Source organism: Rhodopirellula sp. UH5, assembly GCF_056839225.1.
The window spans coordinates 6,441,090-6,457,787 of record NZ_CM166390.1 but is presented as its reverse complement, the minus strand read 5'-3'; the positions used below and the strand labels follow the sequence as shown (position 1 = coordinate 6,457,787).

13 protein-coding genes are annotated in these 16,698 nt (G+C 55.5%); 9 read left to right on the top strand and 4 right to left on the bottom strand.

Features of this window, described 5'->3' with window-relative positions; translation table 11 throughout:
* Positions 1–20: 20 nt before the first annotated feature.
* The 3 genes from UH5x_RS23040 (at position 21) to UH5x_RS23030 (ending at position 7,080) form a co-directional block, all read left to right on the top strand.
* A complete protein-coding gene (locus tag UH5x_RS23040; protein WP_482633810.1) occupies positions 21–3,065 on the top strand; it encodes a PVC-type heme-binding CxxCH protein in 3,045 nt (1,014 codons plus the stop codon).
* Between the two features lie 1,065 nt (positions 3,066–4,130).
* Positions 4,131–6,731: an alpha/beta hydrolase family protein gene (locus UH5x_RS23035; RefSeq protein ID WP_482633809.1), complete on the top strand. Its 2,601-nt coding sequence runs from the start codon at positions 4,131–4,133 to the stop codon at positions 6,729–6,731.
* Positions 6,732–6,852: 121 nt separating this feature from the next.
* Positions 6,853–7,080 carry a hypothetical protein gene (locus tag UH5x_RS23030; protein ID WP_482633808.1) on the top strand — a complete coding sequence of 76 codons (228 nt, stop codon included), beginning with the start codon at positions 6,853–6,855 and terminating at the stop codon, positions 7,078–7,080.
* Between the two features lie 467 nt (positions 7,081–7,547).
* Here UH5x_RS23030 and UH5x_RS23025 read toward each other — a convergent pair whose 3' ends face one another.
* Entirely contained in the window at positions 7,548–7,778 is a 231-nt protein-coding gene (locus UH5x_RS23025; RefSeq protein ID WP_482633807.1) for a hypothetical protein, read from the bottom strand.
* A 1,122-nt stretch (positions 7,779–8,900) separates the two neighbouring features.
* On the opposite strand from UH5x_RS23025, the gene UH5x_RS23020 reads away from it, so the two are divergent.
* From UH5x_RS23020 to UH5x_RS23010, 3 genes are all read left to right on the top strand, one after another.
* Entirely contained in the window at positions 8,901–9,836 is a 936-nt protein-coding gene (locus tag UH5x_RS23020) for a DUF1559 domain-containing protein (RefSeq protein ID WP_482633806.1), read from the top strand.
* 1,821 nt (positions 9,837–11,657) lie between these two features.
* Positions 11,658–12,611 carry a hypothetical protein gene (locus UH5x_RS23015; RefSeq protein ID WP_482633805.1) on the top strand — a complete coding sequence of 318 codons (954 nt, stop codon included), beginning with the start codon at positions 11,658–11,660 and terminating at the stop codon, positions 12,609–12,611.
* Positions 12,612–12,661: 50 nt separating this feature from the next.
* Entirely contained in the window at positions 12,662–13,162 is a 501-nt protein-coding gene (locus UH5x_RS23010) for a hypothetical protein (protein WP_482633804.1), read from the top strand.
* Positions 13,163–13,200: 38 nt separating this feature from the next.
* Here the strand turns inward: UH5x_RS23010 and UH5x_RS23005 are convergent, their stop codons facing one another.
* Positions 13,201–13,419: a hypothetical protein gene (locus UH5x_RS23005; RefSeq protein ID WP_482633803.1), complete on the bottom strand. Its 219-nt coding sequence runs from the start codon at positions 13,417–13,419 to the stop codon at positions 13,201–13,203.
* Positions 13,420–13,795: 376 nt separating this feature from the next.
* Between UH5x_RS23005 and UH5x_RS23000 the strand changes: the two genes are divergently transcribed.
* A complete protein-coding gene (locus tag UH5x_RS23000; protein WP_482633802.1) occupies positions 13,796–14,047 on the top strand; it encodes a hypothetical protein in 252 nt (83 codons plus the stop codon).
* Positions 14,048–14,050: 3 nt separating this feature from the next.
* Positions 14,051–14,509, top strand: coding sequence for a hypothetical protein (locus tag UH5x_RS22995; RefSeq protein ID WP_482633801.1), 459 nt, complete (start codon positions 14,051–14,053; stop codon positions 14,507–14,509).
* A gap of 29 nt (positions 14,510–14,538) precedes the next feature.
* Here UH5x_RS22995 and UH5x_RS22990 read toward each other — a convergent pair whose 3' ends face one another.
* Positions 14,539–15,021 (bottom strand): hypothetical protein, encoded by a 483-nt coding sequence (locus UH5x_RS22990; protein ID WP_482633800.1) that lies wholly within the window; start codon positions 15,019–15,021, stop codon positions 14,539–14,541.
* Positions 15,022–15,227: 206 nt separating this feature from the next.
* Between UH5x_RS22990 and UH5x_RS22985 the strand changes: the two genes are divergently transcribed.
* Positions 15,228–15,353 (top strand): hypothetical protein, encoded by a 126-nt coding sequence (locus tag UH5x_RS22985; RefSeq protein WP_482633799.1) that lies wholly within the window; start codon positions 15,228–15,230, stop codon positions 15,351–15,353.
* 258 nt (positions 15,354–15,611) lie between these two features.
* On the opposite strand, the gene UH5x_RS22980 is transcribed toward UH5x_RS22985, so the two are convergent.
* Positions 15,612–16,247, bottom strand: coding sequence for a tyrosine-type recombinase/integrase (locus UH5x_RS22980; protein WP_482633798.1), 636 nt, complete (start codon positions 16,245–16,247; stop codon positions 15,612–15,614).
* Between the last annotated feature and the right edge of the window lie 451 nt (positions 16,248–16,698).

Sequence of the window (16,698 nt, the reverse complement as noted above, 5' to 3'; positions counted from 1 at the left end):
CCCCACCTCATTGCCCCACGATGAAATACAGACTCGCCTGTGTCATGGTTTTCCTGGCCCTGACCTCCCCACTCAACCTGTGGGCGGACGACTTTCCGAAACCGTTCAACACCGAGAATTCGGACGCCAGCCAAACCTCTCCAGAAGACGCTCTCAAAGGGATCACCGTCCCGGAAGGTTTTCAGGTGACCCTGTTCGCGTCGGAGCCCGAGATCAACCAGCCCATTGCATTGGCGACCGACGATCGCGGTCGGCTGTGGGTTGCCGAAAACTACACCTACTCCGATCGAGCCACGAACTTTGATGAATCCATGCGTGACCGCATTGTGATTCTAGAAGATGTCGATGGTGACGGCAGTTTCGATCAACGCACGGTCTTCTGGGATCAAGGCAGGCGACTGACCAGCGTCGAAATCGGGTACGGTGGTGTCTGGGTTCTGGACGCGCCCAACCTGCTGTTCATTCCCGATGCTGACCAAGACGATGTGCCCGACGGGGAACCGATTGTCATGCTCGATGGCTGGGACGACGACGCCGCCCGACACACGATCGTCAACGGACTGCGTTGGGGGCCGGACGGTTGGCTGTACGGTCGCAATGGCATCATGGCCATCTCCAACGTCGGGATCCCCGGCGCGACGCCCGACCAAAGGGTGCCAATGGACTGCGGGATCTGGCGGTTCCACCCGACACGGCATCAGTTCGAAGTGGTGGCCATGGGCACGACCAATCCGTGGGGCATGGACTGGGACGAGCACGGGCAGATGTTCTTTATCAACACGGTCATCGGGCACCTGTGGCACGTGGTTCCAGGAGCTCGATTCCGCCGCATGTACGGCGAACACTTCAACCCGCACACCTACGGCGTAATCGAACAGACCGCGGATCACTTTCACTGGGACACCAACGAACTGTGGCATGATGTCCGCAAAGATGGCGTCACAGTCATGACCCAAACCACCGACCAGGCCGGAGGCGGGCACGCCCATTGCGGAATGACCATTCTGCAAGGCCAACCATTCCCGTCAACGCTCCAGGGGTCCGTGCTGGCTTTGAATTTTCACGGTCGCCGAATCAATCGGGACACGCTGCATCGTCATGGCGCGACGTACACGGCCCGACATGCACCGGATTTCTTGAAAGTCGCGGATCCGTGGTTCCGAGGTGTTGAGATCCTAACGGGCAAGGCTGGCGAGTTATTCATCGCCGACTGGTCGGACGTTGGCGAATGCCATGAAAACGACGGGATTCATCGGACTTCCGGACGCATCTATCGCCTCGCTTTGAAAGGCCCCCCCCAAGCCGAACGCCCCGCGATTGGTCCCGCGAGTGAACTCAGCACTCAACAACTGGCCGAACAGGTGGCATCCCCGTGGGAGTGGCTGTCGCGAAAGTGTCTGCTGGAACTGGGCGAACGTGCGTCGCGTTCCGAGATCGATCCGGAGATCCATCAGTACCTCCGAACAAAGTTCGACACCGACGAATCGGAGACGCGGCGGTTGCGGCGACTGTGGGCACTGCACATCACCGGCGGTGCAACCGACGACTTCCTTGCCAGCTGCCTGGATGACCCGAGCGAACACGTGCGTTGTTGGGCGATTCAATTCCTCACTGAGACCGGCCCACCATCACCAACCGTCCTCGCCAAGTTCCAGTCCATGGCGCACAGCGATGACTCCGGCTTGGTGCTGACATGGTTGGCTTCCGCGCTTCGACGTCTGCGACTCGAGGACCGCTGGCCGGTGGCTTTGGCGTTGGGCAGTCACCAAGACTATGCCGATGACCGCGTGTTGCCGCTGATGGTCTGGTACGGGGTCGAACCCGCTGTCCTGGCAAACCCAGACCAAGCGATTGAAATGGTGGCGACGTGCCAGTTGCCGATCGTTCGCGAGTACATCACCCGTCGCATGACGCTTGAAATGGAACGACAACCGGAAGTCATCGAGCAACTCCTGAAGCGAGTGACAGATCCCACGACCATCTCATTGGTCACCGTGGATGTCCTGCGTGGAATGACGGAAGCTCTGCGAGGTTGGCGAAAGGCAACCCCGGTGGCAGGCTGGGATTCATTCTCTGCTGACAACGCCGACAGCGACAATGAAGAAGTTCGGAGACTGACTCGCGAGCTGTCCCTGGTCTTTGGCGACGGTCGTGCTCTCGATGAACTTCGCACGATCGCAGGCGACGGTGGATCTGCCTTGCCGGAACGCCGCGCCGCGATCCGTGCCCTGGTGCTCGCACGGGACGTCGACGTCGTCCAGTTACTGCAGAGCCTGCTGAGGGATCGCGACCTGTCACGGGACGCGATCAACGGTCTGGCAGCATTCGGCCACGAGGAAACACCCAAGCTCTTGGTTTCCAACTTCAATGGATTCAACTTGCCCGCCCAACAAGCGGCGATCGCCACGCTTGTCTCGCGTCCGCAGTTTGCCAGTGTCTTGCTGGATGCGGTCTCAGCCGGAAGCATCGATCGATCACTCGTTTCCGCGTTCCAGCTTCGTCAGATGCAAAACTCCGGCGACACGGGTCTGAGTCAGCGAGTGGGCGACCTATGGCCCGAACTGGCCGCACAATCACAGAAAAAGACAACTCGCATCGCAGAGCTCCAAGCCATGCTGAAGCCGGAAACGCTCGCGAAAGCCGACACGTCCGCCGGCCGCTTGCTGTTCAATCAGTCCTGTGCGAACTGCCACACGTTGTTTGGTGAAGGAGCCAAAATTGCCCCCGATCTGACTGGTGCACAACGCAGCAATCTGAACTATCTGCTCGAGAACATTGTCGACCCCAGCGCCACGGTCTCTGAGAACTTCAAGTTGTCAGTCGTGCTGTTGGATGACGGCCGAGTGCTCAACGGTGTCTTCGTCGGACGCACCGAGAAAACGCTGACATTGCAGACAGCGCTGGATCAGATTGTGATCCAGCGAGATGAAGTGGAAGAGATGCACGAGTCACCGGTGTCCATGATGCCCGACGAACTTCTCAGCTCACTCAGCGATCAGCAGATCCAGAATCTGATCGCCTACTTGATGCTCCCCGCCCAAGTGCCATTGCCTGACGGTGAGTGATGTCCACCATTTCGTCTCACGCATCGGCCGCAAGAACGTCGAGTCGATCGGTCTGGGACGGAGCCTCCTGCCCCTTCGTTCGACTTTCGCAGGCTTTAGGCGACGGTGTTCTTGTCACGAATTCCAGGACGTTAAACGAGAACGACGGTCCAGCAGACTGTTGATTGAAAACGTTTCGCAGATCGAACGATCAGCCGACGGGCGCTATCCCACGGTTACCGGAGACGAACCGGACGCGAGCGCGTTCCGGCTGACCAAATCAACAGGCTGCCAAGCAGGTCGGCAGGACTCTTTCGGCATCTGGACTGTTTCGGCAAGCGTCGTCGCTCCCACGTACAACCGGGGCCAACGCTGGACCGCTGAACGTTTGGGCTTGGAGAGTATTGTCGCTTGCGCAAGTTTTCATCCCGGTAGGGATGCAAGATGGTAGCCGTCGGTAAGCGATAGCGCCACCGATAGACATGCAAACCCCACGCCGCCACTCTCCATCCCGCCGTGGCCATTGGCCAGTTTGGCCTGGCCCCAGTTTTCCGCCAGCTTTCCCGCACGGCCTCTGCAACCGCTGTGGTGGACGGGACATGGTTCCTGCCCGTGGTCCGCAAGCCAATGGAAACCTGCGAAGGGGGTCGTGGTTCACCGTGAAAACGCTCCAACGTGCCGGTGGATTCCTTCAGGATGATTCCGGTCGTCGCGAAACAGAAAGACGGGCGACTGGCTTTTTCAGCTATTAAACTGCTTGGACTTTGAAGGCGCAGTGCGAAGCAGGACAGCAGGAGTTTTTCTGCGTTTGAACTGCTTTGGTAAGCGGTGCTGCTCCCACGTACAACCGCGGCGAACGCCCAAACGGCTCCCATGGTTGCGTCCGTTCATTCCTGTCGACCTGCTTCGCAAACGTTTGCCGGATGGACGGGTGTCCCATCAACGCCGCGGTTTTGGCAACGCCATTGTTTCGCCGCTTCGCGACGAGATGGCTGCAACCGTTGTTTTGTGATTCGCCAATCGGATGGCATTCGATTTTGCCACGATTCCAGTCCGTTCTTCCACCTCCAATCGCTTCGGTCCAACATGCTTCGATTCTCAGTTCCTCTGACCATCGTTCTTGTCACCACGTCCCTCTTCCCTGCGGTGACCTTTGCGCAAAAGAACAAAAAGAACAACGCCAAGGACGAATTGAAACTGGAGGACCTCTTCCCCGAGAAAAGCATCTTTGGCCCCTCCGCCCGACGACCGGAATTTTCTGCCGACGGACGCTACGCCGCCTACCTTTACCGCCCCTACAACGAACGCCGTCACGGCAATGACCTTTGGGTCTACGACTTCAAGACAGGAAAAGCCAAACGGATCACGGACATTGGGATGATGTCCGAGTTCCAGCGATCATCGCGGATTGTGATCGAAGACCGCCTGAAGAAGCACAAGGGGGACTCGGATCAAGACGACGAGAAGTCGGACAAGCCACCCCGCTCCGACGACGAGGAAGAAGACCAAGACGATGCCGAAGAGGCTGAAACGGAGAAGACCGAAGAGGAACTGGAGGCAGAGCGAGAGATCTACTTGAACGTGTCGGACAAAGACGCCGACGATGAGTACGCGCCGGCCTACTCTGGGATCGCTTCATTTCAATGGCACCCGACGGAAAATCGCATGCTGCTGATTTCCGAGGGTGATGTTTATTTGATCAACGATCTCGATACTTCCGAACCCGTTCGACTGACCAAAACCGACGAGCGTGAGTCCCAGGTCGCCTTTCTCCCGGACGGTTCCGGCTACACCGTGCGACGCGACAACGCGGTCCTACGGTTCACCTTCGGCGAACACCTCGTCGAACAGCTCAGCCCCAAATTGCCCTCGGGCGAAAACCTGAGTCGATACGAGATCAGCCCAGACGGCAAACGCATGGTCCTGGTCAGCCGAACGAAAGATTCTTCCGGCGGGCGCACCGTGGACATCATTCGCTATCGCGATCGATTCGCCAAATCCGACCGTGTGTCGCGAACGGTTTCCGACGACGAAGTCAAACCGCAAACCATCAAGGTCTACCTGTTCGAGTTCGATGCTGCGGAGACCGAACAAGCCGATTTGATTCAGATCTTCGACGAGACCATCGACGAACCACGGGACATCATCAGTTCTCCCCGTTGGTCGCTGGACAACGAACAAGTGACATTTTGTTTCTTCGATCAAGAGAACGCCGAGGTCCAGATCTTGCTCTCGAAGTGGCCCTCCGGTGAGGAACTCGCCGAGGCGACCAAGAAAGCGAAACGCGAGCGTCAAAAAGAATTCCAGAAGGACATGTCCGAAGCGAAGGAGAAGGACAAAGAAGACCAGACCCCTGGTCGCCGTGGCCCCCGCGGCGGCTCCCCCGCTGCACCGGAACGACTGAAAATTGAAGCGAAAACGGTTTATCTCTTCAAGCACTACGGCGGCCCCAATACGCCGTCGATGGTCTCCCCCGATTTCGCTGGCGATAGCAAGTCGATTGTGTTCATCAGCGAACAGAGCGGCTTTCGGCATGTCCATCTTCTCGATCCGCTTTACGAAAGCGTTCGACAACTGACCAGCGGACGCTTTGAAGTTTATCCGATTCGTTTGTCCGATGATCACACCCAACTGTTCGTCACAGCAACCAAAGAATCGGCAGCCCAACAAATGGTTTACGTTCTGGATCTCGAAGACGGCGAACTGACCCGCCTCAACAAGGAAGATGGCAATTTCTCCGACGTGGCGATTAGCAATGACGGGAAACGCATGATCGGGAACCACGTCACCTATGGCGAATTGACCGAACTGGTCGCCCAGAATGAAAAGAGAAAAGTCACCAGAATCACGGACTCGCATCCGGAGAAGACCCAGTCGCTCATTGATATCGAGCCGGAGTTCTTCGACTACGAGAACCGACTCGGACACACCATCTCCGGCATGATGTTTAAACCGAAGGGGTGGAAAAAACGTGACAAGCACCCGCTGTTGATCTATGTCTATGGCGGCCCACTCGGCAATCGTCACAGCGTCAACGATGGCAGCTACAGCGCCGACGGTTACTTCTTCCAAATGTACATGGCCCAGAAGCACGGCTACGTCACGATTGTCGTGGATCCCCGTGGACAATCTGGCTACGGCGGGCTGTTTGAGAAATCAAACTACGAGCAAGTTGGCAAGCCGCAGGTCGAGGATCTCGTCGACGGCGTCAAATTCATGACCGAGAATTTCAACACCGACGACCAACGAGTTGCAATCTACGGCTGGAGCTTCGGCGGCTTCCAAACCCAAATGTGCCTGTACACCGAGCCCGATGTGTTCCAAGTCGGCATGGCTGGTGCGGGACCGACTCAGTGGGAAAACTACAACTCCTGGTACACCACCGGCACGGTCGGCCCGTCACGAAAAGGCACACCGGACCAAGAGAAATACTCCTTGGTGCCGCTGGCCAAAAATTTGGAGGGCAAGCTCCTGTTGGTTCATGGCATGGAAGACACCAACGTTCTCTTCCAAGACACCATGGCGGTCTACCGGGCACTCCTGAAAGCTGGCAAGGAAACCAACGTCGAGTTGTTCTTGGACCCCACCGGAGGCCACGGTCTCGGCGGCGACGTCAAACGACTGGGCCGCATGCGGAAGTACGAAGAGTTCCTCCTCCGCACGATCGGCCCTGGCGAGAGCGACTGAATTGGATGAAGACAGCTCCGGGTGTCAAGCAAGCCAAGAGCAAGAAGGGGCATCTCATTCCTGCCTTGCCGGGGGTTCTGCGCAGGATTGCCTGATCAATGCCCCACGTCGGAGCTTTCCAATGCCTCGTTGCGAAGTTGGCAAATTCTGCCGACATGCAAAACCTTCATGCAGTGCAGTGCTGCGTGTATTCGTGGATGGCTGGCTCAACCGCGTCTTTGAACACGGCGGTTCGCTGAATCCGGCCTGCACCGCGATGGCAACACTCGTTCGTGCTTTTTGTGGTTCACAAAAATCGAAGTTGCTCGCTGACACGCTGTTGCCCACGAGCGAAGCTCAGGAAGAGTAAAACATTTGTCCCCAAATGTTTGCGTGCCAGGGTGGATTCGTCGAGCAGCGTGACGCGGACGGTTGGCAGTAGACTCGGCGAGGCGACGGGGCTCGGCGGCGCAAAACTGCCCGACGGAACAGTTGGGGACAACTGTTCTACTCTGACGTCATGGAATCCCGGACCGGGATCTCGCTGGGTCCGGCCTGCACCGCAACCGAACCAGCACTTCGTGAGCCTCATGGTTCACGAAAATCGAAGTTTCTCGCTGGCACACTGTTGCCCACGAGCGAAGCTCAGGAAGAGTAAAATATTTGTCCCCAAATGTTCGCGTGCCAGGGTGGATTCGTCGAGCAACGAGACGCGGACGTCTCGCAGTGGACTTGGTGAAGCAACGAGGCTTGGCGGCGGAAAATTGCCCGACGGAACAGTTGGGGACAACTGTTCTACTCTGACGTCATGAAATGCCGGATCGGCGCTTCGCTGGGTCAGGATGCCAGTGTTGCAATCGCCGGTGACAACTTGCCCCCCCCTAAGAACAACTTCGATTCGTGGTTGTGCTTCACGTCCATTCGCATCGACGGGGTCGAAGCAACATACGCAGGATGCTCGAAGTAATTGCTCGGCGGCTGCCCGACGTGTTCCGCAAATTGGCCACGCGGCAGGTCTTCGAGCAGTTCTCCAAAACGCTCGAACTCGAGTTGCGCACTCTTTGACATTCACGATCCCAAGAACAAGCGGCAGCTTTCACGACATTGATAAGCGATTGTACCGGTGGATTGCGTTTGGCAACTTGGAAGCCCGCGATCATGAAGGAAGCTTACCAGGCTCCGGGAGCACCGAGTGTGCCGAAGTTCCCCGTGATCAAATCCATGAAACCGAAGTCCGCCATTGCTAACAGATTCTTCAGCGACGGACGTTCTTGAGCGGCCCGAGCCCTGCATGGGTCAGTTGCATCGACAACGGTTTAACGATCTCGGAAGCCGGGGCAGCGTGTTCAACTGAGCAGAAAATCAGCGGACGGGTCTTATCGCGCTTGCTCACCGAGCACCCCAACCAGATTGCAAACACGGGGTTTTACCGTCGTTTTACCGCGTATAACCCACTTTATACGCGGTGAAAAGGAATGGCAATCGAGAACGGGCGCACGCCTTTTTTGCGAACCTTGCTCGTGCTGGACTGGAAGGTGCCGCCCCCAATCCGTGGCAGTGGATGCCGTTAACCTCAGCGGACCCGCGTTGACACCCACAAAGACGGGTGATTCAGTCACCTGTCACAGAAAAGAACTGGCGGAGACAGAGATAGGTTTCGCATTTTTGGACGGTCAGACGTTCTCGTCGCAATCCAGAAAAACCCTGTGACATGTCAGCACTCCCACCCGTCAATTCATCGACTTCGTCTCTCGTTCGCAACCAACCCACTGACTTGACTGCCGACCGAGAAAAGCATTGCTAACTCGATGAAAAGATGAAGGTTCTGACCCGCAAACTGACAGTGATGCATTGAAAATGTGCATCACTGCCAATAATCCGAGCAGAATACGTTCAATTCGTGTCTGATGCGTGAAGCACGTTTCAGATCGCGAAAGGCAAAGTATCTCCAATTTTAAGAAACTTCAAAGGCTCGAGGCCAGCATTAATGGGGAGATGCTCCCCGCCGAATATCCCCAGCGTGAAAGTACCCTGCGTCCAAGTCACCGGTGCAGATGCAAAACCCAATGCGAACTTTGCCGGCTGGCATGGAAATTGCCTCAATTTTACCGGCAACTAGTTCGGACGCACACATACAAAGGGGCAAAGATGGTTAGCAGTGACTGCCGGTCTAGGCAGCTAAATCTCGGGATGACAATCACAGAAGTTCTGGTTTCGATCAGTATTGTCGGGATACTTGCTGCACTCTTGCTAATGGCAGTGATGCCGCTTCGTGAGACAGCCAGAAATGTCTCGTGCAACAATAATCTTCGCCAGATTGGCCTTGCCATTTTAGCTTATGAAGCGACGTGGAAATCGCTTCCGCCTGGCACCAGTTTTGACGGTATCTCTGCCCACGCTCGCTTGCTTTCTCAACTAGAGCAAGATGCCTTATTTCAAAAGGTGGACTTTGATCGCTCGTACCACAACCAACTCGAAGAACTAAGGTATGCACCACCGGTATTGTTGTGTCCAAGTCGTTTAACACCGGATCAGTGGTCAAACGCTGCGACCGGACCAACCAACTATATCTTTATTGCCGGTGGGGGAATTCCCGGTGAGGAAAACGGAGCAATCGTTGGAACTCCCGATGATGGCAAGCAAGTCCGTCTCGCCAGCATAATTGATGGACAGTCCAATACGGCTGTTGTGACTGAATGCGCCACAACACCGTTCGTTGGCTCTCAGCAAAACCCGGTCTACGGATGGAGGACATCGCTATTTAAGACGGAATCGCGATACAACCCAACTACAGATCTTGACGCATTTGTCGATGAATGTCGTGTCATTGGAGCGAACCCGGATGAGTATCTTGACCGCCGTTCAGAAGGCCTTGGGTCCGAGTGGCTTTTCGGGTCGCTAGGGTTCACACGAATCATCAATTTGCTGCCTGACCTACCAACAAACTGCACTAATCGAGGTTCGACGGTTTCGGGCCTTTACTCTCCTTCGAGTGACCACCCAGCGACGTTCGGTACTGTTAACGCCGATGGATCGGTGCACTCGCTCACTCGCGAAATGGATGCCAAGCTTTGGCAAGCCCTCGGTTCCATCAATGGTCGTGAGCCAATCAACCACGTATTGTGATAGGCGCAAAAGGGGCCACCCAAATTCCTGACTTGCCTTGCCGGAGGTGCTGCGCAGGATTGCCTGATCGCTGCCCCACGTCGGAGACTCCCGATGCCTCGTTGCGAAGTTGGCAACTTCTGCCGACGTGCAAAACCTTCATGCAGTGCAGTGCCGCGTGTATTCGTAGATGGCTGGCTCAACCGCGTCTTTCAACACGGCGGTTCGCTGAATCCGGCCTGCACCGCAAATGAACCAGCACTTCGTGAGCCTCATGGTTCACAAAAATCGAAGTTGCTCGCTGACACGCTGTTGCCCACGAGCGAAGCTCAGGAAGAGTAGAACATTTGTCTCTAAATGTTTGCGTGCCAGGGTGGAATCGTCGAACAGCGAGACGCGGACGTCTGGTGGTGGACTTGGGGAGGCAACGAGGCTTGGCGGCGGAGAACTGCCCGACGGAACAGTTGGGGACAACTGTTCTACTCTGACGTCATGGAATCCCGGACCGGCATCTCGCTGGGTCCGGCCTGCACCGCAAATGAACCACCGCTTCGTGAGCCTCATGGTTCACGAAAATCGAAGTTGCTCGCTGGCACGCTGTAGTCCACGAGCGAAGCTCAGGAAGAGTAGAACATTTGTCTCTAAATGTTCGCGTGCCAGGGTGGATTCGTCGAGCAACGAGACGCGGACGTCTGGCAGTGGACTTGGGGAAGCAACGAGGCTTGGCGGCGCAAAACTGCCCGACGGAACAGTTGGGGACAACTGTTCTACTCTGACGTCATGGAATCCCGGACCGGCATCTCGCTGGGTCCGGCCTGCACCGCAACCGAACCAGCACTTCGTGACGTGAGCCTTATGGTTCACAAAAATCGAAGTTGCTCGCTGACACGCTGTTGCCCACGAGCGAAGCTCAGGAAGAGTAAAATATTTGTCCCCAAATGTTCGCGTGCCAGGGTGGAATCGTCGAACAGCGAGACGCGGACGTCTGGTGGTGGACTTGGGGAAGCAACGAGGCTTGGCGGCGGAAAATTGCCCGACGGAACAGTTGGGGACAACTGTTCTACTCTGATCGCCATGGATTGCCGGACTCCAACGGAGCCTGGCGGCAGGACTGCCTCGGCAGAGACGGTGTGCGACACCGTGAAAGAAAGTCGGGATGACAAGATTCGAACTTGCGACCTCTGCACCCCCAGTTTTGACCTCCGACTCGGAAACGCCGTTTTTTACGGGCCCTCCTGATTGACACCTGAACCTTGAACCTCCTATTCTGGTTCAAAATCCGGTTCAAACTTGGTTCAAGCGATGCCGATCAAACACCAACTCTCGTACCTCCGGGCTTCCCGTCGATGGAAGAAGACCTATCGAGGCAAGCAGTATTACTTCCCGCTTAGAGATGGCGAGACAAAAGCATCTTCCCATGGCCGATGCCTCTCTGCATGGGAAGCTAAGAAGCAGGAGATTGACAAGACGATCACGTTTCCGGTTGGCTCGAACGAAGCAGCTCTCGTGGCGATCCTTCAATCGCTTCGAGACAGCAGCGAACGCAGAGACGACGTTGTCAGACACACTGCATCGAACGAGGTCCTAAGTCTGCTCCAGGTCGCATTGCTCCGGGGCATCAAGCTGCGCGTCGAGGACGATGGCACCATTGTGTTACCTCCAAGCACCCCCGCTCCTGAGAGCCCGCCCAGAGCCGTCGCTCACTCGCTACAGAGCCAAGACCAGTTCGTTGGACAAGCAAGAGCCGCACTGGCACCCATCGCTGCGACAGTCCACACAGAGCGTCCCTGGGAACGGTCCACTGAAACACCCAACGAACGGACGATTGGTGGACTCCTGCTGATGTTTGAATCTGCGCATCCAAAGGTGAGCAAGTACCGAGTCAACCGATACCGCGACTGGTGTGATGTTTCAGCAGATGTATCAACCTTGGATGGTTCGCATTGTCGCGCGTACCGGAACTTCCTTGAAGCAGAAACATCTGCTACGGACAAACCGATCAGTCGATCCTACGCGATGGACTGCCTGAAAACGTTGAAACACTTCGTGCGATATCTAGTGGAAGACGTCGAAGCGATCGAGTACCCACCGAAGAACCTGAAAGGACTCTCGATCGAAGTCCCTGTCACAACGGTTCAGACCATCGAAACGGAGGTCATACACCGTTACTTGACCGGAGGGAGGATCGACGGCAAGGCGCCAAACAAGCGTCAACTTGATGCCGATGATCGGATGCGACTTTTCTTGCTTTTGACGTTGAACTGTGGAATGTACCAGTTCGACATCTCGGAATTGCGGCAGACTCAAGTAGATTGGAAAGCGGGCAGGATCATTCGGAGGCGGAGCAAGCTGGAAAACGCGGCCGGGAATGTCCCAACAACGAACTACCTGCTTTGGCCAGAGACATTCGCATTGCTGAAGAAGCACCGCTCCAACGACAGTGAGCGGGTACTACTCAACGCAAAAGGTGAGCAACTGGTCACGCGGAGCGTTGGCGGGGCTCCTCGGAATGACTCCATCAAGCTCGCCTTCACGAGGTTTCGCAAACGACTGAAGATGGAATCTGAACTTCCTCTAAAACACATCCGCAAGACCTCAGCCTCAATCATTGCGGGTGAATTCGGAGAGGACTTGGCCACACTGTTCTTGGGAGATGCCCCCAGCAGCACGGCTGGAAAGCACTACATCGCGGTTGCTGACGATCGGCTGGATGAATGCCTGGCGTTCCTGCGGGAGCGGCTCGGTATCGGAGACGTACTGAATTCTTCAGGTGGCTTGCAATCGCCGACCGGCTGAACGAATTGCTACAATGGCTCGCTGGTCAGTACGGAATCTAGGATTGGCGAATGGACAAGACGTATAGCAGAGCACCAAAGCAACTTGGGGACTTTGGCGAAGGACTCGTTACATACACGTTGATCCGCAAAGGTTTCGAGGTTGCTTGCGTTGACCATGTTGGCGCGGACCTAATCGCCCAGCGATCTGATCGCCGAATTGCCGTTTCGGTAAAAACCCGGATGTTCAAGGCTGGCAGCATGGAATCACGGGGAATCGTGATCGATGCGAGGCATCTTGAAAAACTAAAGTTCTTCGCTGGCATGTTCAGGCTTGAGCCGGTATTTGCGCAAGCGGTTTGCATCACCGACAACAATGTGATCCACCTCTTCATAGTGAGGGTTGACGACATCGAGACGCAGCTCCCCAAAGCGAAACATGGATTCAGCTTGCGGTTTGGGAGTCGTCGGCTAGATGAACTAAAGGCGCTGCCGTATGTCGACTACTCATCGTGGTCGAACGAAGTGATTACAGGCGGACTTTTTGACTGGGATGATCACCTACCGGTGTAGTCTCTCGTTCGTCCAATTCGACGGCTTGGGATCAGGACCTAGCGTCGTCGCCCCTTGGCCTGCTTCAGCCCCTTCGCGACGATGTCAAAGGCTTCGTCTGGCGGAAGGTCTTCCAGGACGTCAAAGAACGTAGCCAGCACCCGCTTGGTCTCTGCAACGTTAATTTGCAGACCGGCTGTGTCGGCTTTCCCCGCGACATCGTTGTAGACGCTGGTCAGGGTAACGGGTTTCTTTGGTGCTGATTTCTTCTTGGCCATGACGGTGTTCCTTGGCATGCTGGAAAGCCGGTAGTGTAGCAGTCACTGGCGTCTGCTGACGATGGCCTCGTCTGCCGATACAATGGCTCCCTGGTGAGTACGGAATCGACACTCGACAACAAAGGGCTCCAATGGCATACCTGGACATCTCGCCGGAGAAGGGCAAGTGGTACATCAGCGAAGGGTTCAAAGGGAACCCTGCAAGTATTGACGAACAGACCAAGCACAATCAGGGATCTCACCGAATGATCCTCGGAGGTCCTTACGAAACGAAAGACGAGGCGAAGTCGGATCTGAACGACTTTCCAGGTTCTCATTCCCCATTTGCATGGCAACACAATCCGTCTTCAAACGGCTGAGAATAGAGTGAACCGACATGTCGAAACAAATCAACTACAACCAGTACAACGTACTGGCAAAGCTTCGGAGGTCCAGCGAAGGGATCAAGTGGGGGTTGCTGGACAGTCTCTGCCCAAGCGAATCCGTATCGAAGCTGTTGCTTGACGGCCTAATCTCGGCAGTCGACGATACGACGCTAAAGATCACGGAAGCCGGTCAGAGAGCTTTCGATCAATTCCCGGTCGACGTTGCAGAAGAGAGCAAGCGAAACGCTCGGTATCGGGACTGAGCGATGGCAGAGAACAACGACGACCCGCAGAGAGAGATCCTAGACGGCTTTCAAGCCGAGTACGACTTCGTCGTGCGAGAAAGGGTCATTGTCGGCGCCGAGTTGGTCTTCAATGAGGGTTTCGACAATGAACTTCATGTTGCATTTGCCAATGACATGATGATCAACATTCGTGACTTCGATGAAGGAATCTTCTCGTCCCCGAGCTTCCTTCAATTCATGGAGTCAGGAGATGTCAAATTCAGTCTGCTGTTCACTGACCACTCTTCCGGGCAGGGGCAAAACCAGACGGAGTTCGTCGGAACGCTCTGGCAGCTCGCTTGGCTCGGGTTCAAGGCGGACGTGGCCAAGAGCCGGAACCAAGAATTCGCTTTTGAGGTTGGCAATGCGATGATCGAGCTTGCGGAGATTCGGAGCAGTTCAGAGATCGAAGTCACTCGGTACTATGGGCTGTTCTTCTGAGGACCTGACTCAAATCCAGCAATGACTTCTCAGTCAATCTTATTAAACCAGTCATAGAGGTTTCGCATTCTCGTTTTGCAGCCGTCCCAGCCTTCCTTCTGATCGTCTGAAGAGATCTCATCCAGGCCGGGAACGAAGACCTCGTGGTAGAACCTCATGAATTGCTCTCTGTAGCTGACCGAATCCCGGTCGAGAGCATTTGCGGTCGCTAGCGTGGACGTTTGCTGAAACAGCCCGATAACGCACATGAACGAATCAAGGACTGGATCGTCAACATTCGTGTTTCGGAAATACTCGCCAATCTTTGATGCGTCCTCTGTTTCACTGGCGAGGATGTCATGCCGATGTTTCCACGCCCGTTGTCGATGCCTGGTCATTTCAGGAGACCAAAACGCAGTGGCGAGCTTTATTGTCCGCTCAACCTTCAGGGAACGACGGTTTATCCACTTCGCGACAGCTACGGCGACGATTGCGTTCGTCGCTCCGACGATAAGACTCTGCCAGATGTTCATTGCGTACCTCAATTTGCTTAGGGAACCTACTCAGGCACATCTTAGAGACTGAGTGGGCGCGCCCTACGCAGCAAAGTCAAAAGCATCCAGCACCTCCGAGCCCTCCCGGCTCATTCCCGCCGTGTCGGTGAGCTCTTGTTGGCCGCGCATTGAAAAACCACCACCCCCGGCAGTCAGCAGGACAATTGCCGGGGGTGGTGAGCTACATGCGATTAATGTCAGGCGAGGACACGCTCTGCAAACTGCTGTACATCAATGTGCGAATCGATGACGACGTTTCGGTACGTGTCCACCAGATGCCACACTCCGAGACAGGCAACCTCTCGATCTGATGACCTATGGACGGCCTGATACTCACTCTCAAGTCGTCGGTTAATCGCTTTTACCAGTTTGCCTTGGACGTTGATCGGCAAAGACATTTTGCTCTCCTTGTAGTTCGCCCGGCGCATATTTTCCCTAGGGGTTTCCGGGCTGGTGTTTGAAAGACGCCGCAAAGAAAAGCGGTCGGCACAGGAGAATCACTTCCTGTTTGTAGATAATACCGGTTTTGGGAAAAACAGCATGAAACTTTTTAAACTTTTTTCTTGGTGTCAAACTGCGAAATCAAAAGCATTCAATACCTCCGAGCCCTCGTCCGGGTCGACGTGGAGGTACACGGACGTCGTCGAGATCGACGAATGCCCCAACCAGTCCCGGACCTGGACCAGGGAGAACCCTCGCCTGAGAAGGTGAGAGGCGAAGCTATGACGACCCGAGTGGATACTCAATTGTTCAACCCGTTCTGGTGCAAGGCACCAACCGAGAATAGTTTTGAACCGATACTGCAGAGCTCTGTCGGACAACGCCTGACCGAGGGAGGACTTTCGTTGGTGGCAGATGAACGGGTCAGTCGGAGAAGCCCCCTGGGACTCCCTCAAAGCCTTCCAGCTCGCGATGTCACTCAGAGTCGATCGGTCCAGCCATAATGGGACCTTCCGGCGTTTGGAGCCTTTACCGTTCCGCACCACCACGTGAGGCCGGACATCGGTCAGGACGATGTCCCGTAGCTCCAGGTCGGAGATCTCGCTGACGCGAAGTCCGACACAACTGGCGCACCGGAACAACACGAGGTTCATCTGAGAGTTGATTGACCGTTTTGACCGTCTCTCGCATTCAGCGAGCAAAGAGGTGATCTCCGAGCTGGAGAGGATCTTGCTCGGATCAATTTGGTGACCGGCATTGTTCATGGATTCGGTTCCTTTTTGCAGGAGGTCTTCTGGAGGCGGATTGACTGCTGGAGCAGTTCGTGAGGAGTTGTCTCTGCGGAACGAATCTGTCGTCTGTCTATGCCCGAGGGGTCGGGATTTTCCGGTGGAATATTTCCGAAACTGACATGCCGGTTTTCGGAATCCTGCTTAGCAGGAAAACGGTTATCCGGACTGCCGGAGTCAATGTCTCTATGCATGACACCAGTCGGCAAAATTTTCGGTGTCGTGTGTGGGGGAGCGTCCCAGCAGCTAACGTACCATCCCCCGGATTTACTTCACGACGATCCAAAAACGCTGTATCTACTGCGAAAACCTTCGTTATTTAGGGCGAATCGTTCCGGTCCGATGTTAAGGGCAACAGCCCCACAGGCAACCTGTCCCCAGACGTGTTTGACTTTCAGAATTTCCATATAAAGCGAAGTACGACTTA